This is a genomic window from Bacillus sp. FSL K6-0073 (genome assembly GCF_038006085.1).
GTDB classification, from domain to species: domain Bacteria; phylum Bacillota; class Bacilli; order Bacillales; family Bacillaceae_G; genus Bacillus_A; species Bacillus_A cereus.
On sequence record NZ_JBBOUN010000003.1, the window covers coordinates 325,814 to 348,381 of the forward strand.

Sequence of the window (22,568 nt, forward strand, 5' to 3'; positions counted from 1 at the left end):
AGATTATATAAAACAGGTATTTATTAAAATCATTTTCAAAGGAGCGCTTTATAATGAACAATTTATTCGAAAAAATGGAAGCTATCGTAAAAATGGTAATGAAGTCACATACGGATGATTTTGAGGTTCATGATAAACAAAGATTAACAAAGGCTTACGAAAAAGAAGAACATGAATTCTACTGGATGTGTTCAATGTGTGCAACACATATCATTGCAGATGAAGATGTTAGTTGGTTAGAGACAGTTCTTTATCAATACCGTGAAAAACTTCAATCAAGTAAAGGTTTCCTATTCAAAATTGACACAAAAGCAGGAACAATTAAAAAGATAAACTGGCGTAAAAGACCAGAGTTACTAAAAATGATGGAGATGTAATCTTTATCATTCACTACGAAAAGCAGGTCATGAAATTAAATCACAACCTGCTTTTTTCATGCTTTATTCTGATTTTGACATTCTAATACCTTCAATCAATAGGACAATTGCTGTCATTAGGTGTAATAGCCAACCTAAGAATGGAATGGCTCCTAAAACAGATGCAATAATACCTACCACATTACCTCCAATCGAACCTTCTTCCTTTTTACACATAACGATTGTTGCAATATGTAAAAGCAAAGCAATAAATAGTGGTATCCATAAGAAGCTCAAGATAAACGTTCCACCTACAATCGGAATAGCAAAAAAGGCTTCTACTCCAAATGTAACCCACTTCAATGTTGTTGCAACAGGTGATTTCCTCATAGTATCCCTTCCCTTCTATAATGTTTTCTTTTTATTATAGAAAGAATATAAGAGTTTATAATGAACCCTATATCTTATACCCTCGAATACAAGAGTTGTAGCCACCATATAGCTATAACGTTTCAAGTTTTCAATAGTACCTGCCACAATTTAGCTATAGGGTTTCATAAAAGTAGAGGTATCTTTGCCGAAGTAAGAAATAACATTAATGCTTGTTAAGTAGAAATCAACAGTTTATCGGTATTATATCAATAGAATTATATTCATTCTTTAACCCCATTCAATAAACTTGCTTCATACATCTTGATATTTTGCTTGTGAAACTCCGCTTTATCTAAACAAGCTTGATATAACGCTTTTTCTTTCTCTAATTTCATGCGAACAACACTCGCATTGGCTTGGTTATGCAGTGCAACATTATCAATCTGTAAAATCTCAAATTCTTCTAAACTTCCCGTTTCTTTTTCATATGAAAATTTTAGAGCTTTAAAAAAATGTAGTAAATTTACAAATCTATTTGGTGTTGGTTTTTCATCTAATCTTTTTAATAGTTTCATAAATGTTTTCTTTTTATTTTTAGAAGTAATCACATACGAAAGCAATTCAATAAACGGCTGTTCAGCGACTCCTACCTCCATCCAATTATTATCTCTTGAATCCTCTGTTCCCACTAATACATACAGTGTAGAGGGAGCAATAAATGGGAATTTATTTGGGCTTCTCTTATATTCTGCATTTGCCTTATAAGCAGTTGTCGTATATCCACGTTTACTTAATTCAAAGACTAATTTTCTAAACACCTGATAAAAATACCGTCCTAATTCTTTCATCGTATTTCCCTACCTTTTATCTTCTGTTTTTTAAATCCATTATGTATTCAATCTGAATTATATGATATCATATTAACTATAGTCAATAAAAATAAAAAAAGGGGGGAATTATGATGCATCTAAAAAAATTGATGGTATACGCTTGTTCAATTGGTACATTACTTGCTCTGAACGGATGTGATTCTATCTCCACCGAGATAGATAACAAACCACCCGTTGAAGAGAAAAAGGATATTACATATCAAAAATTTGAAAACATTTCAGCGACTATGACAAAAGCTATTTTGAATAGTATTGCTATAGGAGAAACCAAAGAAATCCCAGATGTGAGAAATGCTTCAGCAATTGTAAATTCAGATGGTACAAAAACATACGCATTCTTAGTTCCTTATGATTTTACGGGAGAAGCGAAAGAAACAGATAAAACAGAAGGCAAGCATTACACAGAATTAACTGTAAATGAATCCAAAGCATTTATTGATATTCTTGTTTCAAAAGAAGCAACTACAAGAAAGCTTATAATTAAAAGAATTGAAGAATCTCGATATTTTGTCCAATATCTGGTTCCTGAAAAAAATGAGAAGCTACTCACTTCTACGCAAACACTTAAGTATACAGTTTCTAATGGAAAAATAGCAACTACCCATGCTATTAACACGTATCCATTAATCTAATAAAGGAGATTTTAAACAATGCAAAGAAAATCCTTATTTTTAGCCATTTCAACCCTATCCCTCTTACTTATTAGTGGATGCGGAGATGAACTATCTAACGATGCAGAAAAAGAAATAAACAATTATACAAAGTACGATAAAATGACTCGTGAGTTAACTCGCAAAGTTTTAGACACAATTCCTAAAGGGAAAGAGCGAACTTATACAGACATTCAGCATTCTTATATCATTTCGGATAATCAAGACAAAAGAACTTATCAATTTTTAGTTCCATACGAATTAACCAATGACACGAAATTTACAGATAATGACAAGATGAAACATTACGGATATCTTACTTTTTCTGAATCTAACTATTATATTGACATTTGCAGTTCACCAGATGTAAAAGAAAAACAACTTATTATTAAACACTTAGAGAATGGTGACTTTTCTATCCGATATATTCTCCCAGAAAACAGTCAACCACAGGTAGCATTTAGTGAAAGTAATACCACTGAATATAGAAGCGGAAAAAATTCAACAGGGACCATTACTCATACAGAACTATAAGAAAAACAACCAACAGACAGACTCTTCTTTTCGGGGTCTGTTTTTTATATTTCTTTTTATAAATACATATGATTTATAGAACTTATAAAACAGGTAATCAATTAGATTCTATAAAAAGGAGATACCATCATGACTTATGTATTCAACCATAATTTTCATTCATTTACAAAAGGAAGACTCTCATTAAAACCTTTAAATTTAGATTTAGAATTCGATAAAGAGGTTTTTCAATTTATACAAAGAAGGATTATGGAAGATGTTTCATCTAAAAATATTTCAGTGATTTATTTAAACGGAAAATTCATTGGCTTTCTTCAGTTAAAACAATACAATTCTATGCTATTTCAAAAGAATTATGGAGAAGATGACATGCCGTTTAATTTATTGTTCTTTCATGATGAAGAAAACACTGTAGTCATCGAAAATTTATTTTTGGCAAACAAACATCAAGGAAAAGGTATAGGAAATATTATCGTTCAGTTTTTAAAAGGTGTATTTGCAAGCAAAACACTATTACTCTACTCTTTATCTGAAGCAGAATCATTCTGGATGAGAATGGGATTTAAAGAGAATGATGATGACTATGTATATTCATGGAACCACTCTCATGAATTAAAACAAATTGCATAAACACAAGAAAGAGCAGACATTTTATCTGCTCTTTTATATATAATCAAAGATACTATTTATAGATTACATCCTTACCCTTTTGAGTTGAAATCGCCTCAAAATAAGGAAGACGTTCTGCCCCATTATATGTAATTCCTGTTATCTTACTCAGTTCATTCATTTTGTCTACAATCGTTAACAATTCACTATCTACCTTTTGTACTTCTCTTAGGTCTTTAGCAAGAAAAAAATCAAATATTGTTGCTCCACCGTCTATTTATCTTAATGCTTGTACATGATTCGCCTGTAGTTCCATATAGTCCAACCTCTTTGCATTTTTATTTATAAAAAAAGTGCGAAACTAATATTCACACTTTTTACTCTCCTATTAGTTAGTTTTTAATACAGGAATCCCATCAAGATTAGATTCTTTTAATCTATTCCACACTTCAATAAATTCCGGTTCATAAACAAAACCATCTCGACTATTTCTAACTACAACATTCTGTAGTTTAAATTCATCTAACACTCCATTTTCATCATAAATACAATCATCACCAGGCTCCATCGAACCAAAATTATAAGATGATGCTTCATGGATTGTTAAAACTCCTTCGTTGAACTCAAAAGAACTTTCTTTTACATCGCTAAATGCCATAGCTTCAGGGTCTTCTTTTGATAACCATAAAGTTTTTAACTCTCTTTCTTTACCTATACCACCTAATGTCACAGGATGAACCAATTGTATCTTTACAAGGAAAACTCGTTTATTTTCTGTTTTTATTTGAAACCATTTTCCGTCAATCACACTTCGCAGAAACTCCTGTTTATCAGCCTGTTCTATCATACCCTTAATTTGCTTATATCCTGATTTAACTTCTTCTCTTGTTTCATCAGTAATATCCGCATCAATATAATGCTCAAACACATAGTCTAATATATGTAATAATTCTTGGTTACTTTTTTTCATAGAATAAAACTCCTTTTTATTTATCTTCTCTTATTATATCAATAATAAAATAATATTACATATCTATTACTTTCTGTTCTTATTCCTCTTCACCTTCCATCCCCTCTAATATTTCTTGCTCTTCCCAATAACATTCTTCACATAAGTTATCTTCATAACCTATACATGTTCTACTATACAATCTTTTGCATGTACAACATTCCTTTAGTTCAAAGATATCTAATATCCATTTCATTAACTTCTTTTCCATTACATTAAATGATTCAAACTCTTCAATCTTATCGTTTTTATAATTTGCACACACATGAACCTTCTCTTCTTCTTTGTACTTTACAAATCTAAAATAAGATGGCTCCTGTAATGTAATAGTACCAAAGAATTCTAATGACTTATCATCCTCTTTCAGCTTGTTTAGTTTATCTAATAAATTTAGGCCCAATACAACATCATCATACGAAATAATTTGTATCTCACCATTCTCTAACGTGAAATAAAATCCATGATTATCCAAATTAAATTCTACTTCCATACCGATTTCTTTAACAGTTGCAATGATTTTCTCTACATCAAACATTTTGTTATTCATTTTATAAACTCCCCTTTTTAAATAATTGATTTTCAATACCTCTTTTATAATCTGTCTCTTTATTTTAGATTGCTAACCAATAAGCTATAACTACTCAGGCATAAATAAAAAACTCACTAAATTATAGTGAGCCTTTCAATATTTCATATTTTATTTTCTCTCCCATACAGAGTACGGATGTATTTGCCCATCCATATCTCTAAATAATGGGTGACCATTTGAATCTGTTCCTGCAAAACCAGAATATATAATTTCAATTGAATCCAATAAGTCCCGCAATTCTTTTTTTACTACTAATACATCACCTTCGTGAAATAAATCATTTCTAACCATTACAAAAAACCTCCTTCGATGAATTCTCATTATCATATACAAGAAAAGAACTGCATATAACAGTTCTTTTAGTGAAAATAACATGAAGTTTTAATATAAATTAATGCAAGACAATCTATCCAGAAGCATTCACCTTAAAATAACAAAAAGTTCTCTATAAGCATATATTCGATAAGACATGTTTGGATTTATCATAATCATTTTAATAACAAAAAGTTGAACATAATTCATATTCTCCCCATAATTTCCTAATTTCAGTGTCGATAAATCCTCATTATTTACCCATTTTGTACAGAGAAATATCTTAGATTTTCAGAGTTTTATTCTATCTATCTTCAAAAAGGAAACCCAATGCCTATGCAGACAATGGGTAGTTCTCTCTTTTTTGTGTCTCTCCAAATAACATATCAATAAATGTGTTTATTAGATATTTATCAATTGGAGAACCTGCTGATTGTGGGTGTCCACCACCACGGAATACATAGGCAATATCATTTCCAATATGAATATCATCCTTCACCCCTCGATAACTAATTGTTCGAGATGGATTAATAATAATGATGAAATCCAAATCAGGTCTTCTTTCAGCCAAAACATTTCCTAATTCAGAATGATACTGTTCTGCAAAAATAACTCCTGCTGTATGACCCAAGATATTCTTTTCAATGATTGTTTGTTCTTTTCCTCTAATATAATTCTCAATTCGTTTCTCTTCAATTTGAATAATTGTTAACTCCGATTGATTAAATGTATATTCTGTCTTCAATTTTTCCAACACCATCGCCTCAAAATCTGTACGACCATATAAATAAAGTAATGCATTCCATCTATTCGGTTCAATATCGTTATACACTTTATGCCATTCCCAAGTGTCATATCTTCGAACAGATTCAACAAATTTCTTAACAGCCTTTAGATTAGCATTGAACTTTACATTTTGAGACATGAAGTATTCAAACAACAATGAGGTAGCAGATGTCTTAGCGTCCATTCTTTCATCTACAGGTGTAGAAAAGCTCGTTTTAGATGTCTCTGATTCAATCAATGCCCATTCATATTCAAGAATCCATGGTCGCTTCTCTGTTGCATGATGGTCAATATAAATGACAATGATATCCTTATTCTTATGTAACTTATCTAACGCCTTACAGTTTTCCTCACTAATAAAAATATCTGTGATAAGAACAACATCATATTTCTTGTAAGAGCCATTGATGATAAACCTCTGAACTTCCTCATCTACTCGCTTATAATCTAAATAACGAACGTTCCTGTTCTTAAATGCTAATTTTGTTAAAATGCCACAACCAACCCCATCATAGTCATTATGAGAAAAGTGTTTTACTCGTAGTTCTTTTAATAAATGAAATGGTAAATCTGCTAACACATTAAATGGTAAATTTGCTGACACATTAGCTGGTAATTTTACTAACATATGAAATCTCTCCTAAATTTATTTTTTATTTTATGACAAGTATCTTAGCAACATCTTCTCAATTATCTTTACACCATATCTTCTTTTCATCTACTGGAACAATTTCTGAATAACTTGCATCCATTTGTAGATGTTGATGATTATCTCGCAAATCTATAGCACCTGAAGCAACTAACCTCTCTTTATAACAGTGAGAGCAAAATTGATTGGCTCTATATTCTCTTTCTGCGACATTCATTTCTCTACCACAAAACTTACAGATGAAACGTTTCTCTTTGAACGTTGTTATCTTCATAACTTTCACCCCTTTTAATTCTATTCCCCTTGTTTCCATGGAAACCCAACTATATCTTCTGGAACCCCCCATTTTTTATAATGAGAATGAAGTTTTCTTAGATGCAAACTTACTTTTTTTTGAATTCTCTCTGTAAATATTTGAGAAGAAAATGGATTTCGTAGTAAGTAAAAATGATGTGATTTATCTTCTTTATTGAAGACATTACATGTTTTTAAAAGAACCCTATAGATAAGTCCATAGGGTTCAAAGCTAACTTCTACTCCATACTCTTCTTTTTTATCAAAATAAAAAACAGAGTGATAAACTGTATTTTTTTTATTCCCTCTCATAATTCTTTGCTCCTTTTATATACATAAAGAAAGCTACTGTTCTTATTATTCATCTCGTAGAAGTTTCTATTTCATCGTATCTTAGGAAAAGTACCTTTCTTCTCTTAATACATTACTGACAAAGCTCAATCCCATATTCAATGCCTTTCTTTTCTTTATCTTCCCATGCGGAGACATCTACATTTTTTGTTTTCAATGCACATAAACACAGAGCCAATTGCCAAACAGTTGCTTCTGCTGTCCACTTCTGTCCACCTTCCCTATCCTCAACTATTTCAACAATGGTATGATGTTCCCTAATCCTGTATGTATTAACCATATACCCCATGCCCAATAACATGGATGCGAATTTTATACCATCGCCTTCATTAGAGGCAGGATTCCAGAAGTTTGTAGGCTCCATCTTGTCACCTTTTTCATCTACCCAAAACTCTGCATAATAAGGAAGTCCTTGGTCATTGTTAGGAATTGTTCTTTTTGTCCATTTTAAACAACGTTCCACAACCAATGCATTTACATGTTTATATTGTCCTTGTTCCATGAATTCTCACTCCACCTTTATAATGTTTCTGTTCGATTCCGAAAGACTAATTCACAGGTATCCGCATCAATTACTTCGAGTCTTAATTGCGGTGTGCTCCATGCATTTGTATAATCTGTAAAATACTCTGTTACACACTCTAATCGAGAAAGTGTTGTCCCTGAATTCAACCAAAACTTCCCGTTTTTCTTTTTTCGAACATCACGAACATGTTCAATCAATACGTCTTCATTATGCTCAAGAGAGTTTACAAATTTCAGCATTTTTTCAATATCACGTAAAGATTCTTCTTTCGTTGCATATTCATCAACTTCATGTAATTTCATAAATAGTTCTTCTGACTCTTGTACTTCTACCTTCTTTAATTCCAAGCCTTTTTTTATACCTTCAAAATCAGCAACAACTGTAAGAGGTACCTCATTAATAACCACTTCAATATTCATATCGTTACAACCACCTTTTCTATTTTTATAAATGATATTCTTCCTTTAATTCTCTTAAGGATTGAAGCATCATGGAGAATGTTTCGTTCATTCGAGAAGGCTCATTTTTTAGTAATATACTAAGCTCCTCTTTAATCTCCTGTGATTTTTCATGATATCTTTCTTCATTATTCAGAACATCCTTTTCAAATTTTTCAGGATTATATTCATATTTACTCGACCCCATATTTGACGACTTTTTCATAATTTACAAACCTTCTATTTATTTAGTTGCTTAATAGTTTCTTTTACTTTCTCCCAAAGAGAATGAATATCATCTGACTCTTCGAATGAAACTACACCTTGTCTTTCTAAGAATTCCTTCATTTTTTTCGGTGTACAAGATTTGGAAACTTGCTTATCCATAGATTCTGGATTTCTATAATTCCTATGCCCCATAAATTTAATAGCAAACCATGCATAATCATAAGAATCTAATTCATGCAGTTGCTTGATTGTAATATTTTTCATCTATTTAAACTCCCTTTATGCGGTTTTCTTGATTTGGTCCCATTTGCTTTTATCATTTTCAATGTTAGAAATTAACTTTTCGATAATTTCTTTTTGCATTTTTACAGAAACAAAGTCCGTTACATTCATTAACTTTCCTTTATGAAATAAGATATTCATCTCTGCTAATTTGACCTTCAATTCTTTTAATGTCATAGTATCTAATTCTGATTCATCAGAAATATGAGGACGAATCAGCTCCCTTGAAGAAAAGAGTGATTCAATTTTATTTTCTTGTTCATCAGTCAAATCCTCTTTTGGCTCTATATACCAGAGTCCATCCGCTTGCCACACGGACAACAAACTAACTTCCCAAGCACCAAATTCATTTTGTTTATTTAAGCAACCATTTAAAACGGTATATTTCATACCGTCTTTTTCAGAAATACAAACGAAACCATCCTTCATTAATTCAAATGCAATCATAAAAGGAAATCGTTTTAAATCAGGACTATTTAGCAATTTCTTTTTTACTTCTACAAATTTCTTACCAATTAATGAATCGTATAACATTTCTATCCCTCACATTCTTATTTACTATAGTCAATTATATATCTTTATTTATACTATAGTCAATTTTATTTTCACAAAAAATAGACCATATGAAAACAATGGTCTATTTTTATACACAACTATAAGGCTTTTTATTTTGAACGTGCAGAAAAATTATTCTCATTAGAAATGTATTATACTCTTAATCCATTCAATAAGATGAAGGGCTCCATAAACAACAATGCATGGCACTATGAATGTAAAAAAGAAAATAATTAGGAATTGAATTGTCCCTTCATACTTATTCCAAAACTTGTTCTGATTTTCTTTTTGTTTCTTTCTTTTTTGATGTACTTCATGTATTTCCTTTAGCGTTTTTTTTAGTTTTTCATCCACTTTACCCCTCCTTGACTATCTTTTTTATTTTCACTGGCTTGTACATCTCTACATCTTCTTTTTTTATCTGCTCTGTGTCAAAATACACGATGTATTCACCGTCATCGGTCTTCACATTTCCTGATAGGTCTTTGTCTACCCAATGGCTTGAATAAGAATTATCTAAAACATTTCCACCTCTATCCGAAAGTATAAACTTTTTCTTTTCTGTATTTAGTTCTTTCGCCAGTAATTCCTCAGATATTTCGGCATTCTTACGTGATTGCTCATGCTTATATTCAATCTTTTTATTCTCTTCGTCTAACAATTTCGTTAAAAAAAGATACCCAACTATAACTGAAGCAAAAACTATCATACACGCGAAAAATATCATTCCCGCTTCCACTGTATCATTTGAGTTCCTCACCATTTATCCATTCCTCCATATAAAAATTCTATTCCGTTAACTCTTTCATCTCTCTAACAACATCTACTGACAATGTTGCCAATTCCTCTAACAATGCAGACAGCTCTTCTGGAGACATATCCTTTCGAATTCCATATAGTTCTAATTGGTACTGAATTCGCCTCACTAAGTCTAAATCTCTTTTTTGATTAATAGACATTTGTTTATTCATCTCTAACACCTCTCTTTACAAAAAATGACTACAACTGTAGTCACTCTATTTTTGATTTTGTTGTGATAACTTTTCATATACGAAAAGTTGAGATTTCGCTTCAGATAACTCTTTCTCGTACTTTTTGTTTTCAATCTCCATATCTTTCATCTTTTCAACCTGATTAGAAACCGCTGTTTCAGCTTCAAGTTTCAATTTCTTTAATTGTTCCACTTCAGCAATTTGTTTATCTCTTTCAATCTTCGCTAATCGTTGTTCTTCCTCTAATTCATCTTTTAAATCGCTTGCTTTAAATCCCCATATTAAATAGCCAAAAATAAACCCCATTAATAACGAACCAATACAGCAACCAATCATCACAAAAATAGCAACATTCGGATTCATCTATACCGCCTCCTTTCTTTCAACAGTATACTATTATAGTATTAAATTTATTAACTATAGTCAATGTAATGAGTGCTTAGTAGTTTCCTAAATGATAGAAATATATTCATCCTAAATCTCTGTTTTTTCAGATTTTATCGCATATAATATATAAACAATAAAAGGAGAGGTGATAAAATGAATACATTAAAAAATAAAAAAGGTTATGTTTCAATTGAATCTATGATTATCAGTTCTTTAGTCATTGCATTCTCCATGTTTTTAGTCATCCATTATTCAAGTCATACAAATAACATCACAGATAAAATCACAAAGAATATTGACACTTCTATACATGAATATAAAGTTGTTAGTCCAGAGTAACTAACGGCTTTTTTATTTGGTTTGACGAACGTCTCACTTCTTCATACAATGAAATCATGACTATTGCCTGGAGATGATTACATGCACATAAATTTAAATGACGGAACGAACCCCCTATTAAATGATTATTATTATATGCAACGAAATAAACTTGATATTGACTTCATCATGTTTATTGCCTTAGCTTCTGCTCCAAATGCACATTCTCTTATTCATGCAAAATACAAAGAAAATGAATGGGAATATTATCAGGCGTATAAAGAGAGTCCTTATTCAAAAGAACCATTATTAAAGATTTACCTTATTGAAACGGAAGCTGTATTAAGAAAACTTATTGGGATTTATGCCTACTGTAAAAATGATAGTAGAAACATTTCTGAAGAAAGAAAGATGGAACCTCTCATAACCATTATTAAAAAGGGATATAGTAGGGCTTATAGATTTGTAAATGAAAGGTCTGAATTTAACCTTCTTGATTACACAGATTATATTATGAAAAAAAGCGGGGGGAATAATCCGTACACTGTTGACTTCATTTACTCTGTTGCCATTTGTATTTACTTGGCATCCGTATGGAAAAAGCGAGCTTTGATACCTGAAGAATTCTTAAGTACATATGATGAAATGCTAAACAGTCCTCATTCTTACCAGTCTAAAAAATTTTTCTTAGCAAAGAATAAAGCAGGTGTAAAAGAATGCATGGAGCAATTTGGAACAACAAAAATAGATGCCAATCAATCCCTATTCCATTGGTTGGCAGTGAATTATCTAAAAAGAATAAGTGAAAAAGAAGGAAAATTTTTACCCGAAAAAGAAGAAGAAATGAACTCTTATTTTATGTTACTGGGTAACTGGATAGAAACATTAGATTTAGACCCTGTAGAAATACAAAATAAAGTTTTCTTATCAAGAGAAGAAATGGAATTAACATTCCAAGAGCTATTAATTGCAGACATTGAAAACGAGAATGTTTCCAATAAATTCGAATTACTGTTACCTGCATACCTCTACATGATGGCTATGGCAAAAATGTATAAAGACCTTAAAAAACTATATTTAGAGGATAAACAAGAAGAAACGTACCTTGCTAATAAAATAAAAGAGAAAAAATTAAAAGAAAAAGAAGAATCTTTAAAGAAATTAAAGAAAACAACGGAATTCAAATTAAAAGAGGCAAAAGAGCAACGTTTAGCACTGGAAAAACAAGTAAAAGAATTAGAGAAATACAACGCTCGACTGGAGTCAGATGTTGAAACGTTGTCTAAAGAAAAGAAAGAACTCTCTTCTTTAAGAAGTTTTATTTATGGCATGAATAGTGACATCCCTCAAGATACTATAAAACTTGATGACGTTATCCATTCATTAAAGAAAGTTAAAATAGCAGTGTTTGGTGGTCATCCGAATTGGCAACTAAAAATAAGAGAGTCTTTACCTCACGTTCGAGTAATAGATGTTGATAGTTTAAACAAGAGTATTTCATTTATTAAAAACATGGACTATGTGTTTGTAAATACACATTACTTTAATCATACATTTTACGAGAAAATTATGAAGGAAGTTAACAGGACAAATGCAGAACTTGTCTATTTGAATCGAACAACGAATACAGAAATGACATTGATGGAAATGCACTCTTATATCAAATAAACAAAAGAGACCGTAGTTTGCTACAGTCTCTTTTTTCTGTCGATTCTTGATGTAAGGTTGACATGCATTCCATCTCAACCATAAAATCAGTATGCTCTTCTATTTTTCATTTTATTCATCATCGTAATCCTGATATGGTTCAATTTCTATAATCTTATATGGTGTATTCTCTGACTCTTTCAAATCATACATATCTAAAACTTCATTAATTGTATCAGTTCTTGAAACCAAGACTTTCTTTTGCAAGGAAACACATTCTCCCATAAAGCGATACACACAGTAATCCTTACCACATGTCTTCATGACTCCTTCATCTTCATAGAACTCATCATCTGCAACATACACATACACTTTACTTTTCGTGAAATGAATTAGGAAAGACAATGTTTCTTTATCATCATCTTCTTCATACTCATCTACTTCATCGTCTTTAATATTCACTCGTTCTTTCCATTGAACTTGAGAAGTTTCTTGTTTTCTAAAAGGCCACATCTAATCCCACTACCTTCTTTTTTATTGACTTTAGTCAAAAATAACACATCCCATCTCTCCCTTCAATATCATTTCTGTTCGAGGACATAAAAAAAGAGAGATAAACTATCTCTCTTAACGAATACCCGTTAATAATTGATGGGCTAATGCAACTCTTTCTTTTGATTCTTCTTTTCTTAAATAACTTACATCTAAATCACCAAGTCTAACTCTATCTAAAGCATCACAATCTTTAAAGCATTCATAAAGATTCCAAGCCATTTCTTTATTCTCTTTCAAAATAGATTTAGATTTCTTTAAGTGCTTTTTCGCTAATTTATCATCTTTACAATGATACTCTATAATAAACTTAACAATTTCTATACTTTCATCTGTTAAAAACTCAATATCATAATCCATACGACCTTCCGTTCGTGGTGTAACATAATTCACTCCAATAAACGGAAAATTCCCTTCAATCAGTTCCTCATGCTTTTTCAAACTCCATTCTCCATGTTTTGTACAATGGTCATCATGAGTCCTACCAATATCATGAAAAACAGCTACATTCGCTAAAATTGCTCTTTCTACACTTGATAACTTTAAAGTACGAGCTAAAGATAATACATGAAGTAAAACTCGTTTCACATGTAATGGACCATGTACACTCGATGGGTTGTGATAATATTCGTCCAATACAAAAGTATCTCTATACATAGCGAATTCATCCGTAAATCCTTCATCTTGCATTAAGTTTAATTCTCTCATAACATCAAATTCTTTTTTCTCTGTAACCTCAGTTATGTTCATAACATTAGAGGGGTACACCAGTATTTCAGATTCATTCCTATCTTCTATATAATCAATTACATTTCCCTTTAATACTTCACCTTTATATACACTACCTTTTACTGCAAATCTTCTGGCCACATTAATATCTGTAGTCCAACTCATTGCAGATTCATAAGAAATAGAATATGTCCCTTCTCCTCTATAAACTGTGATGAAATCATTATTACTTAACGAATTCAATTTCAGCATTAAATCTTTCTTAAATGCTTCTGTTTGACAAGAAATCGCCTCATCTATCACTTCTTTTTTTATGACTTTATGACTGTAATCTATATAAGTATATATTTCTCGAAATAGTTCATATCTCTCTTCACAAGGTACTTCTCTATAAATATCATTTAATATATAAGGCTTCAAAAAATCTTCTGTAAAAGCAATTACCTCATAAAAATCTTTTGTTTCATAAGCCTTTTTGACCATATCTTCTTTTACTTTAACTCGTTTATCCATCTCAAACATCTCAAATGCTTGTTTACTTATTTGAAACACAGAAACAAATATGATTCCATCCCAATACCAATATGGATTCGAAATATTATTACAAACATACATGTTTTCAGGATTAATTCCATATTCATCGCAAATTTCAACAACCTCATCAAACAAAGGAACTTTAAATTTAACCATTTCCTGAGCTTTATCTCTTTCTTCAATAGATTGTATTGTCTTCAATGCGATAAAATCATTTTCAATTCTCGTTGAATTTATACTCTTTCTAAAAGCACCATAACTCATATTAATTAACTCCTTTATACCCGCTGATTTTATTATTATACACCATAAACATCTTTCTAAAGAAACAAGACTATAATAGTTTTATAGTCTTGCAAATCACTTTAATTCATATGAATATGTGTGCTAATGAAGTAATTAATCCCATTTAAAACACAAGGATTAACTGCAACTATTTTACGTAATACGTGAGAACTAATAAAATGACTATACCCTTTCGCTCTATCTAAACATATCTCTCTTTCTTCCTTTAGAGTATTTACAATTAGTTCTTTAATTTTCGTATTTACATTCATCAAAATAAAATTCCCCTTTTTAATTGTTTTAAATTCACTTGAAATTGATGGATTTTCAAGAATTGACTGAATACCTGTTATAAAAAACACTAAGCCTCCTAAGTTAAAATTCATCATTTACCTGTTTTATATATTCCACTTATTTTATTAAAATAGTGTTGTCTGTATAACAATTCATAAACCAACTATTTTATATTTTTACTAATAAACATAATAAATAACGGAATGTTTTTTATTATGAACATAATATTTTATTTTAATAAAAAAAAGACCGCATAAGATTAGCGGTCTACACAATATCTTTGTATTTATTGAATTTAGGTAGGACTTCTCTATCAAAGTAGGCTTTTAATAAAGGCTTGGGTTTTTCCTTAAAAGCTTTCTTCCCTTCTTTGTCAGTTACCATTTTCACATATTGAGCATAGTAACTATCAAATTGAGTTTTTTCCATTTTGTCAATCATATTCCCTTTATCATTCTCAAGAATATCATCAATCCCTTTTCCTAATTCAGTTGCCCACATACAAACATATATGTTTTTATCAAACTCTTCTTTTAATTTATCTGTCATCTTCTTGAATTGATTATAGACGTTTATGTTATATGACATGTCAGCATCATAAGCGATGCAAATATGTTTAATATCATATCCCGTTCTTTCCTCAATATCTTTGATTTCTTGTTCGATATTTCTCCAGTTACCAATACCTTGAACAGAAATAGCAATACATCCATATGTACTTGCTATCTTTCTTGCTTTAAAGCGTCCTTCTGTAATAAACAATGTTGTATGTTTTATCTTTTGTGGATAAACAACATCTAAAGGAGCCCCTGCACCTGTTCCATTGATGTACATGTTACTTTTATCTTCTGCATCTGCAAATGTAGATGAGAACCAAATATAACGTCTGGAACTATCCTTCACTTCATCTAAACGAATTTGAATTCCTGCAATTTGACCTTTTGCATTCTTCATTGGGATACAGATACCTTCTTGTCTTCTATATGCATATATCGGAACCGTAATTTCTCCATCCTTTGTTTGAAAGTCCATCTTACAGTTTTCTGTACAAAAGAAACCTGGAATGTCTTTCAGAATTTCTGGTGTATAACCAAACTCTTCATACATCGCATTATAAAAGTTTACTAAGAAAGCAGAATGTCTTCCAGGAAAAGAAAAATAACCATCTTCTTCAATATCCTTATCCGATAAGCCTCTTCCTTTCAAATAAGCTTTATGTTCTTCCGTTAACTTATCATGTCCTTCACATAAAGAAATCCCTTTGCTAAATACAGAAAATACATTATGAAGAACTTCAATATCCGCTCTTTCTTCTTCATAATCCACTTTATCCATAGATGCAATGTAAGTTTTTCTTACTGTTTCAGCAACATCTACCTCTGCTTTATCACCAAACGCTTCTTTATATTCTTCATTTGTAATCAAACCAAATTCCAGTGCAATTTTAATTGCTGATGCACCAAATGAAATCTTATCATACTTCGCAATAAATTTTACCGCATCTCCTCCTTCATCACAGGAGAAGCATTTGAATATTCCTTTTTTATTACTAATTGAAAAGGAACCTAATTTATTGTCATTATGAAATGGACATTTTGCTTGAAATGAATGTCCACGTCTCACTACATCAATGCGAGTTTCCATCACACTTGAAATAGGAAGTTGTTTCACCTTCGCAATAACTTCTTCAATAAATTCTTCTCTATTCATTTTCATAATAATTACCTCTCCTTAACGTTTCCTGTTTAAATTAAGCAAAAGAAAAGAGCAAGGGACATGTCCTTACTCTCTTTCCTTTGTACATCCCTTTTACTTAGAATGGTAAGTCGTCATCAGCAATATCAATCGGCTGACCAATATTGTTATCCGATGGCTCTTCATTAGAACTTTGATTTCCGTTACCTTTACGTTTAATCGTGAAATCCCAAGCTGTTAAATCGAAATATTTGTTGCCATTATATTCTCGACTTTTTAAATCACCAGTAAAGATTACAGTGTCACCTTTTTGAACTGCTTTAGACATACGTTCACCTAATTGTTCCCAACCTGTAATGTTGATAAATTCGCTGTCTTTTTCTTGTACTTCGACTTTTAAAGCTTTACCAATTTTCTTCGTTACATTTTGAGAAACCATTGAAACTTTAGCTACCTTCTTGCCATTAGTAGTATCCTCTAATTCCACAGGTTTTGTAATGTAACCTTCAATTGCACCAAACGCTTTGTTTTCCTCAGTATTTCGAAATGATACGAATGAATAATATTTTCTCTCTGCCATAATAAATAACACTCCTCAGATTTTATTTGATTTTATAAAAATACCTAATTTATATACTTATATGTATTGTATTTTATCTATAAGTTTTTTATAACTAAAGTTAATGATAAATCACTTTTTGACTAAAGTCAATAAAAAAAGACAAGCGATATATTCTACTTGTCTTCCCTGTTGCTATTGAATGATAGGCATTGCAAATTCTTTCGGAACATCTAATGTATATGCAATTTTCTCGCCACGAATATCTGTAATTTCTAAACGAGTTCCTTTTTTAGAATACACATATCCCTTCGAAGCAACACTGTTACTTTTTTCATAATCAACAATCTTACGATTATTAGGAGTCTGGAATGGTCGTACATCTTTCTTAAACTTATCCTTATTATTTAAAACTTGGATGAGTTGTTTTGGATGTGTTTTCTCATTTACTTTTTGCGAATAAATAAGTGTTTCATCATCTCCATCTGGGACTAATGGTTCTACACGATTAGACTCAAATTTATGCATCTCTTTTACATATAAGTCATCTGCTCGTAAACGTAACACAATGGAGTCTTCTTTTCCATTTCCGAATTTGTTATAGGCAATAATCTCGTTTTTAACTGCAAATAAACCTGTTGTACTATCACCAATTTCAATTTTCTTTTCTTTCTCATCTTTTAAATCAACACTATGAATGAAACTATTTGTAGCAAATACCAACTGTCCTTTATCAACTAAAAAGTCACTTACTTCTTCAGTAGATAGATATTTTTTATACGTTGATTTATCTTTGACATGCGTTAATTCTTTTTTATCTTTTGACAAGAATACAATGTTCTTTCCATCTGATTGGAATGAATCAAAATCCACTAAAGCATCTGAAACAGATACAATCTCTTTCTTATGTAACTGCTTTTCATTTACTGTGATTTCATAGAACGTGTGATTTTTCTGATTGTATGCATACACAGATTCTAAATTTTTACTTCTTGCAAATTTAAATTCATTCCCTTTCCCATCTCCTAAAGAAACATTGTCTAATTCATCTCCACTCTTTGTATCCAATAAAGACACCTTCCCATTTTTGTCTCCTGTGACAATCGTATCTGCCAGTTTAATATGTTTATCAAAGAGTGTTTCATTATTACTTTTAGTTTCATTGTCATGAAAGAAAACAAAATACACACCAGTTCCAATCCCAATCGTTACAGCTATACTTAATCCTACAAGTAATTTATCTTTATGCTTTTGAAATAAATATTTCATTTTTGTTCTATCCATACTTTCACGCTCCTTTTTTTACAAATTCTTTGATATATGCTTTAATGGCTGTTAAAGCTATACCAATCGCATCCGTTTCGTGATTTGTTTTGGCTTTTATCCCATGTTGTTCACAAAAATCTTCTATCGCTTTTTGCAGGTCTTCTTTTGTTGCTCGCCCATACCCTGCAACGTGTTTTTTCACTGTACCTGGAACAAAATCTTTAATCCATAAGCCTAATTCTCCTGCTACAAGAAATACAACACCAGTAACCATATTTGTCGTCATAATAGATGCAGATTTATTTCTATTGTCATTTTTTTGTTTAGGATTATAAAATAGCTTTTCACAAGCTATGATATCTGTATTATATTTAAGATTGTAAGTTTTTATCATTTCATAGATTGTAAGTAGTCTATCTTCTAACAATTCACTGGATTTTGTTTTTAGCGTTCCTGTATCAAGTTTCATGTATTGATTTGTATCTATATCATATTCAATAAATGCATATCCCAAGTTCGCCAAACCTTGGTCTATTCCACATGCAATAATTTTAGTCATTAACCTGCACTTCTACTATTAATCCAAATTCATCAAATGATGTCTTTAATAAATCTAAAAACTCTGGGTTTGCATAAGAAATAGTAATTGATTCTGTCTCCATTAATAATGCAAGTGCCGTAACAAAACTCAAATCATGAATTAGCGAATTCATTTTCACTCTGGTATCATACAACTCTATCCCAAAACATTCCTTCATTGTATCAGCCGTATAAACATCACCATCTGAATCTTTTATTTCCACTCGTTCATTTACAAGTAATAATTCTAAACGTTCAAATGCACATAACGACTTTCCTTTGTTTATTAAAGTTTGAAAACAAGTCAATGAAACATCTTGCTCTTCTTCTGCATCTTTTTCAAAACTTGTTAAAGCATTCTCCATACTATTTACAAACAAAACAGCACTTCTTTTTAAATCAGAAGTATTAAATAGAATAAACGTTTCAATATCCAGTTGTTTTTGTGACTCAAAAAATTCCTGCAACCTATCACTTATCATTTGAACAAGAGGAGACATTTCCTCTACTTGTTGAAGTAATTCCTTACTTAGGCAAGCTGAAATATAAACATCCTCAAATCCTTTTTCTTGCATTTCCATCTTGCTGTATTTTTTAAATGCCTGTTTTGTAATGTGTCGTGATAAAACATCCAAAATACGATTATATCCATCTTGATTATTCCAATTTAATTCTAATTGGTTCCCACTATGTAATGCCGAGTAAATCATTAATGGAGTTAACAACATTTCCGCATATAAACTTTTAATATCTTCTGTATTTTTTACTGTAATTTTATTCATTATTGCACCTCTAATTTCATATTTATTTACTTAAATTATCCTATTTGCACAAACTATAGTCAACGCAAAAAGGGTTCATCTCTTTTCTACCTTCTAAGAGACAAACCCTTTTATTACGCACTAAAACTTAATACCTTTTTTACCCCTCGTCTTTCGTTCTACCTTCGATAGTTGTATCTGTTTTCCATTTAGTTGTTTCACATCTTCATTGCTATCATTTACAATGTAAAACCCTTCAATTACATCCTCTTCCATAAACGATACAGCTTTAACACCTTTTGCATTTTTCCTCAGAACAGGGATTTCATTAATGCTAAATCGTAAGATATAACCTTTTTTCGAGAACACAAGAACATCTTCATCTACTTCCTTAATTGGAGTTATTTGAATAACTTCATCATCTTCTTCTAATTTAGTCGCTACTACAACTGAACGACTTGAAATTAATTCACTGCATAACGTTTGTTTAATCAAACCTGTCTTTGTTAACATGATTACTCTTTCTTTTTCTAATTCAGTATTTGTTGTAATGTATAATGGATACTCATTCTTTTGCATTTTTCCTAATCGTTGAATTGGTACACCTTTGTCTTTTATTTTCACCTTAGGGATATCCGCTAATTTAATTTGATATAGTCGTCCCTGATTTGTAAAAACTGAAAGCTTAGATGTATTTTTTGTTAGAATCTCTTGTTTATACTCAGACAACGTTTCTTCTGAACTTCTTTCAACAGAAATTGTATCTACTGACTTTGTGTATCCAAACTTATCAATCAATACCCATACATCTTCTTCTTTTATTTCTTCTACATATTCAATTGTTTTCTTTTCTTGAATTTCAGTTCGTCTCTCTCTTCCGAAATCCTTTTTAAAACCCCTTAAATACTTCTTAATAACTTTTAACATCTCTTTTTCACTACTTAAAACCAATTCATAATCTTCCATTTCAGTAAGTACATCTTTATAATCCTTATTTAATTGCTCAACTTCTAATCCGATTAGTTTTTGCAAACGCATATCTAAAATTGCTTGTGCTTGCTTTTCTGTGAAAGCGAATTTCTTAGCAAGATTCTCATGCTTCTTTGTTTTAAACGAGATTGATTCAGTATTCCCTTCCATTAAACACACTTTTGCTTCTTTCGATTTCTTAGCCCCTCTTAACATTTCAATGATGGTATCCATCATTTCCTCCGCTTTGACTAACCCTTCTAAAATCTCTTTTCGAACTTTTGCTTTACTAAGAAGATATTCATATCTCTTTCTTGTTATCTCTTTTTGAAAATCAAAATAATGCTTACAGTAATCTATTAAATTAATTGTAGTTGGAACTCCATCCACTAAAACTAAATATTGATAAGACTCACTTGTTTGTAAAGGTGTTTTGCTATAAAGCTTATTTAATAGTTTTTCTATGTCTACACCTTTTTTCACTTCCAATACAATTCGAATGCCATCTTTATCACTTTCATCTGTTACATTCACAACTTCTTCTAACTTCTTCTCAATTACCATTGTTATTAACTTGCTAATCAAATTCGTTTTAGAACCTGAATACGGATAGGGAATTTCTTTTACCACTAAATTCGTCCTGCCATATCCCGCATCTTCTATATCTATTTTGGCTCTTATTACCGCCTTGCCAATACCCGTTCTATATAAGTCTCTCAGTTCATTCTTATTTGTAATAATACCTCCAGACGGATAATCAGGTGCTTCTATTATATCAATTAATGACTCTATATCGATATCTTGTTTATCTGCATATGCAATCAATGTATCAACAACACTATTTACACCATGAGGTGGTGTTCTGTAAGCCATACCAACCGCAATACCCACCCCTCCATTTACTAATAGATTTGGAATTTTCGCAGGTAATACAACTGGCTCTCTTTCAGATGCATCAAAGTTGTCTCTAAAATCAACTACACCTTTCGACAAATCCTGTATCATTTCCATTGCTACAGGAGATAACCTCGCTTCTGTGTAACGCATTGCGGCCGCAGAGTCACCATCTACCGAACCAAAGTTACCATGCCCATCAACAAGTGGAGCATTTTTCACAAAATCCTGTGCTTGCTTTACCATTGATTCATATACTGCCGAGTCTCCATGTGGATGATATTTACCAATTACTTCCCCAACAATACGTGCTGATTTTTTATAAGCCTTATCAGGGTACATTCCTAAATCACCCATCGCATACAAAATCCTACGATGTACAGGTTTTAGTCCATCACGAACATCTGGCAATGCTCTATCTGTAACTACAGTCAAAGCATAATCTATAAATGAACTCTTCATTTCTTTTGAATATGATATAGTTTCAATTTTTCCTCCCAATTGTATCAACTCCTTTTATTTTTACAACAAGTTACTCCATATAACTTGCTATCTATTAACACATTTTATTACATATATTTTTTATTCATAATTCTATAGAACTCTTATAAAACCAAATTAATATGCCCGAAAGATAGAACAATTATAACATATTTTTATTGACTATTGTCAATAAAA

32 protein-coding genes are annotated in these 22,568 nt (G+C 31.1%); 6 read left to right on the plus strand and 26 right to left on the minus strand.

The features are described from left to right. Window positions 1–53 precede the first annotated feature (53 nt). Window positions 54–377 (plus strand): hypothetical protein, encoded by a 324-nt coding sequence (locus MHB52_RS33210; protein WP_061662241.1) that lies wholly within the window; start codon window positions 54–56, stop codon window positions 375–377. Window positions 378–440: 63 nt separating this feature from the next. On the opposite strand, the gene MHB52_RS33215 is transcribed toward MHB52_RS33210, so the two are convergent. After that, entirely contained in the window at window positions 441–746 is a 306-nt protein-coding gene (locus MHB52_RS33215) for a hypothetical protein (protein WP_061662240.1), read from the minus strand. A gap of 263 nt (window positions 747–1,009) precedes the next feature. Continuing rightward, window positions 1,010–1,576: a hypothetical protein gene (locus MHB52_RS33220; RefSeq protein WP_061662239.1), complete on the minus strand. Its 567-nt coding sequence runs from the start codon at window positions 1,574–1,576 to the stop codon at window positions 1,010–1,012. A 110-nt stretch (window positions 1,577–1,686) separates the two neighbouring features. On the opposite strand from MHB52_RS33220, the gene MHB52_RS33225 reads away from it, so the two are divergent. From MHB52_RS33225 to MHB52_RS33235, 3 genes are all read left to right on the plus strand, one after another. Continuing rightward, window positions 1,687–2,250: a hypothetical protein gene (locus MHB52_RS33225; protein WP_253703036.1), complete on the plus strand. Its 564-nt coding sequence runs from the start codon at window positions 1,687–1,689 to the stop codon at window positions 2,248–2,250. Between the two features lie 18 nt (window positions 2,251–2,268). Further along, on the plus strand, window positions 2,269–2,802 hold the full coding sequence (locus MHB52_RS33230; protein WP_061662237.1) for a hypothetical protein: 534 nt from the start codon (window positions 2,269–2,271) through the stop codon (window positions 2,800–2,802). 129 nt (window positions 2,803–2,931) lie between these two features. Then, a complete protein-coding gene (locus MHB52_RS33235) occupies window positions 2,932–3,432 on the plus strand; it encodes a GNAT family N-acetyltransferase (RefSeq protein WP_061662236.1) in 501 nt (166 codons plus the stop codon). Window positions 3,433–3,484: 52 nt separating this feature from the next. On the opposite strand, the gene MHB52_RS33240 is transcribed toward MHB52_RS33235, so the two are convergent. The 15 genes from MHB52_RS33240 to MHB52_RS33310 form a co-directional block, all read right to left on the minus strand. Then, window positions 3,485–3,613, minus strand: a complete 129-nt coding sequence (locus MHB52_RS33240; RefSeq protein ID WP_257142900.1) for a hypothetical protein — start codon at window positions 3,611–3,613, stop codon at window positions 3,485–3,487. 186 nt (window positions 3,614–3,799) lie between these two features. Continuing rightward, window positions 3,800–4,381 carry a hypothetical protein gene (locus MHB52_RS33245; RefSeq protein ID WP_000749492.1) on the minus strand — a complete coding sequence of 194 codons (582 nt, stop codon included), beginning with the start codon at window positions 4,379–4,381 and terminating at the stop codon, window positions 3,800–3,802. Window positions 4,382–4,460: 79 nt separating this feature from the next. Then, a complete protein-coding gene (locus MHB52_RS33250) occupies window positions 4,461–4,967 on the minus strand; it encodes a hypothetical protein (RefSeq protein ID WP_061662235.1) in 507 nt (168 codons plus the stop codon). Between the two features lie 150 nt (window positions 4,968–5,117). After that, window positions 5,118–5,300, minus strand: coding sequence for a hypothetical protein (locus MHB52_RS33255; RefSeq protein WP_061662234.1), 183 nt, complete (start codon window positions 5,298–5,300; stop codon window positions 5,118–5,120). Between the two features lie 355 nt (window positions 5,301–5,655). Further along, entirely contained in the window at window positions 5,656–6,735 is a 1,080-nt protein-coding gene (locus MHB52_RS33260) for a DHH family phosphoesterase (protein WP_061662233.1), read from the minus strand. Window positions 6,736–6,793: 58 nt separating this feature from the next. Beyond that, entirely contained in the window at window positions 6,794–7,030 is a 237-nt protein-coding gene (locus tag MHB52_RS33265) for a hypothetical protein (RefSeq protein WP_061662806.1), read from the minus strand. A 20-nt stretch (window positions 7,031–7,050) separates the two neighbouring features. Continuing rightward, window positions 7,051–7,362: a hypothetical protein gene (locus tag MHB52_RS33270; RefSeq protein WP_061662232.1), complete on the minus strand. Its 312-nt coding sequence runs from the start codon at window positions 7,360–7,362 to the stop codon at window positions 7,051–7,053. A 112-nt stretch (window positions 7,363–7,474) separates the two neighbouring features. Next, entirely contained in the window at window positions 7,475–7,903 is a 429-nt protein-coding gene (locus MHB52_RS33275) for a hypothetical protein (protein WP_061662231.1), read from the minus strand. A 17-nt stretch (window positions 7,904–7,920) separates the two neighbouring features. Continuing rightward, window positions 7,921–8,346, minus strand: coding sequence for a hypothetical protein (locus MHB52_RS33280; protein ID WP_061662230.1), 426 nt, complete (start codon window positions 8,344–8,346; stop codon window positions 7,921–7,923). 25 nt (window positions 8,347–8,371) lie between these two features. Continuing rightward, complete coding sequence (locus MHB52_RS33285) at window positions 8,372–8,590, minus strand: hypothetical protein (RefSeq protein ID WP_061662229.1); 219 nt, start codon at window positions 8,588–8,590, stop codon at window positions 8,372–8,374. 14 nt (window positions 8,591–8,604) lie between these two features. Beyond that, window positions 8,605–8,856: a hypothetical protein gene (locus MHB52_RS33290; RefSeq protein WP_061662228.1), complete on the minus strand. Its 252-nt coding sequence runs from the start codon at window positions 8,854–8,856 to the stop codon at window positions 8,605–8,607. Window positions 8,857–8,871: 15 nt separating this feature from the next. Beyond that, the gene (locus tag MHB52_RS33295; protein WP_061662227.1) at window positions 8,872–9,408 is read right to left on the minus strand and encodes a hypothetical protein; all 537 of its coding nucleotides are present in this window, start codon (window positions 9,406–9,408) and stop codon (window positions 8,872–8,874) included. Between the two features lie 376 nt (window positions 9,409–9,784). After that, window positions 9,785–10,192 carry a hypothetical protein gene (locus tag MHB52_RS33300; protein WP_061662225.1) on the minus strand — a complete coding sequence of 136 codons (408 nt, stop codon included), beginning with the start codon at window positions 10,190–10,192 and terminating at the stop codon, window positions 9,785–9,787. 25 nt (window positions 10,193–10,217) lie between these two features. Further along, window positions 10,218–10,400 carry a hypothetical protein gene (locus MHB52_RS33305; RefSeq protein WP_001041490.1) on the minus strand — a complete coding sequence of 61 codons (183 nt, stop codon included), beginning with the start codon at window positions 10,398–10,400 and terminating at the stop codon, window positions 10,218–10,220. Between the two features lie 45 nt (window positions 10,401–10,445). Further along, window positions 10,446–10,784 carry a hypothetical protein gene (locus tag MHB52_RS33310; RefSeq protein ID WP_061662224.1) on the minus strand — a complete coding sequence of 113 codons (339 nt, stop codon included), beginning with the start codon at window positions 10,782–10,784 and terminating at the stop codon, window positions 10,446–10,448. Between the two features lie 177 nt (window positions 10,785–10,961). Here MHB52_RS33310 and MHB52_RS33315 point away from each other — a divergent pair, with 177 nt between their 5' ends. Together MHB52_RS33315 and MHB52_RS33320 are read left to right on the plus strand one after the other, a co-directional pair. Continuing rightward, entirely contained in the window at window positions 10,962–11,147 is a 186-nt protein-coding gene (locus tag MHB52_RS33315) for a hypothetical protein (protein WP_061662223.1), read from the plus strand. Window positions 11,148–11,228: 81 nt separating this feature from the next. Then, on the plus strand, window positions 11,229–12,794 hold the full coding sequence (locus MHB52_RS33320) for a hypothetical protein (RefSeq protein WP_253703034.1): 1,566 nt from the start codon (window positions 11,229–11,231) through the stop codon (window positions 12,792–12,794). Window positions 12,795–12,905: 111 nt separating this feature from the next. Here MHB52_RS33320 and MHB52_RS33325 read toward each other — a convergent pair whose 3' ends face one another. The 9 genes from MHB52_RS33325 to MHB52_RS33365 all read right to left on the minus strand — a co-directional run bounded on the left by MHB52_RS33325 (window position 12,906) and on the right by MHB52_RS33365 (window position 22,391). After that, window positions 12,906–13,286, minus strand: a complete 381-nt coding sequence (locus tag MHB52_RS33325) for a hypothetical protein (RefSeq protein WP_061662221.1) — start codon at window positions 13,284–13,286, stop codon at window positions 12,906–12,908. A 114-nt stretch (window positions 13,287–13,400) separates the two neighbouring features. Continuing rightward, complete coding sequence (locus MHB52_RS33330; RefSeq protein WP_061662220.1) at window positions 13,401–14,852, minus strand: HD domain-containing protein; 1,452 nt, start codon at window positions 14,850–14,852, stop codon at window positions 13,401–13,403. A gap of 101 nt (window positions 14,853–14,953) precedes the next feature. Continuing rightward, the gene (locus MHB52_RS33335) at window positions 14,954–15,235 is read right to left on the minus strand and encodes a hypothetical protein (protein WP_253703031.1); all 282 of its coding nucleotides are present in this window, start codon (window positions 15,233–15,235) and stop codon (window positions 14,954–14,956) included. A gap of 199 nt (window positions 15,236–15,434) precedes the next feature. Beyond that, the gene (locus MHB52_RS33340) at window positions 15,435–16,883 is read right to left on the minus strand and encodes a CHC2 zinc finger domain-containing protein (protein WP_061662219.1); all 1,449 of its coding nucleotides are present in this window, start codon (window positions 16,881–16,883) and stop codon (window positions 15,435–15,437) included. Between the two features lie 97 nt (window positions 16,884–16,980). Further along, the gene (locus MHB52_RS33345; protein WP_000840826.1) at window positions 16,981–17,442 is read right to left on the minus strand and encodes a single-stranded DNA-binding protein; all 462 of its coding nucleotides are present in this window, start codon (window positions 17,440–17,442) and stop codon (window positions 16,981–16,983) included. Between the two features lie 174 nt (window positions 17,443–17,616). Continuing rightward, complete coding sequence (locus tag MHB52_RS33350) at window positions 17,617–18,705, minus strand: hypothetical protein (RefSeq protein WP_061662218.1); 1,089 nt, start codon at window positions 18,703–18,705, stop codon at window positions 17,617–17,619. A gap of 4 nt (window positions 18,706–18,709) precedes the next feature. Beyond that, window positions 18,710–19,246 (minus strand): crossover junction endodeoxyribonuclease RuvC, encoded by a 537-nt coding sequence (locus tag MHB52_RS33355; protein WP_061662217.1) that lies wholly within the window; start codon window positions 19,244–19,246, stop codon window positions 18,710–18,712. Next, complete coding sequence (locus tag MHB52_RS33360; protein WP_061662216.1) at window positions 19,239–20,048, minus strand: hypothetical protein; 810 nt, start codon at window positions 20,046–20,048, stop codon at window positions 19,239–19,241. Before MHB52_RS33360 ends, MHB52_RS33355 begins: the two co-directional genes overlap by 8 nt. A gap of 120 nt (window positions 20,049–20,168) precedes the next feature. Next, window positions 20,169–22,391, minus strand: a complete 2,223-nt coding sequence (locus MHB52_RS33365) for a DNA gyrase/topoisomerase IV subunit A (RefSeq protein WP_061662215.1) — start codon at window positions 22,389–22,391, stop codon at window positions 20,169–20,171. Window positions 22,392–22,568 lie beyond the last annotated feature (177 nt).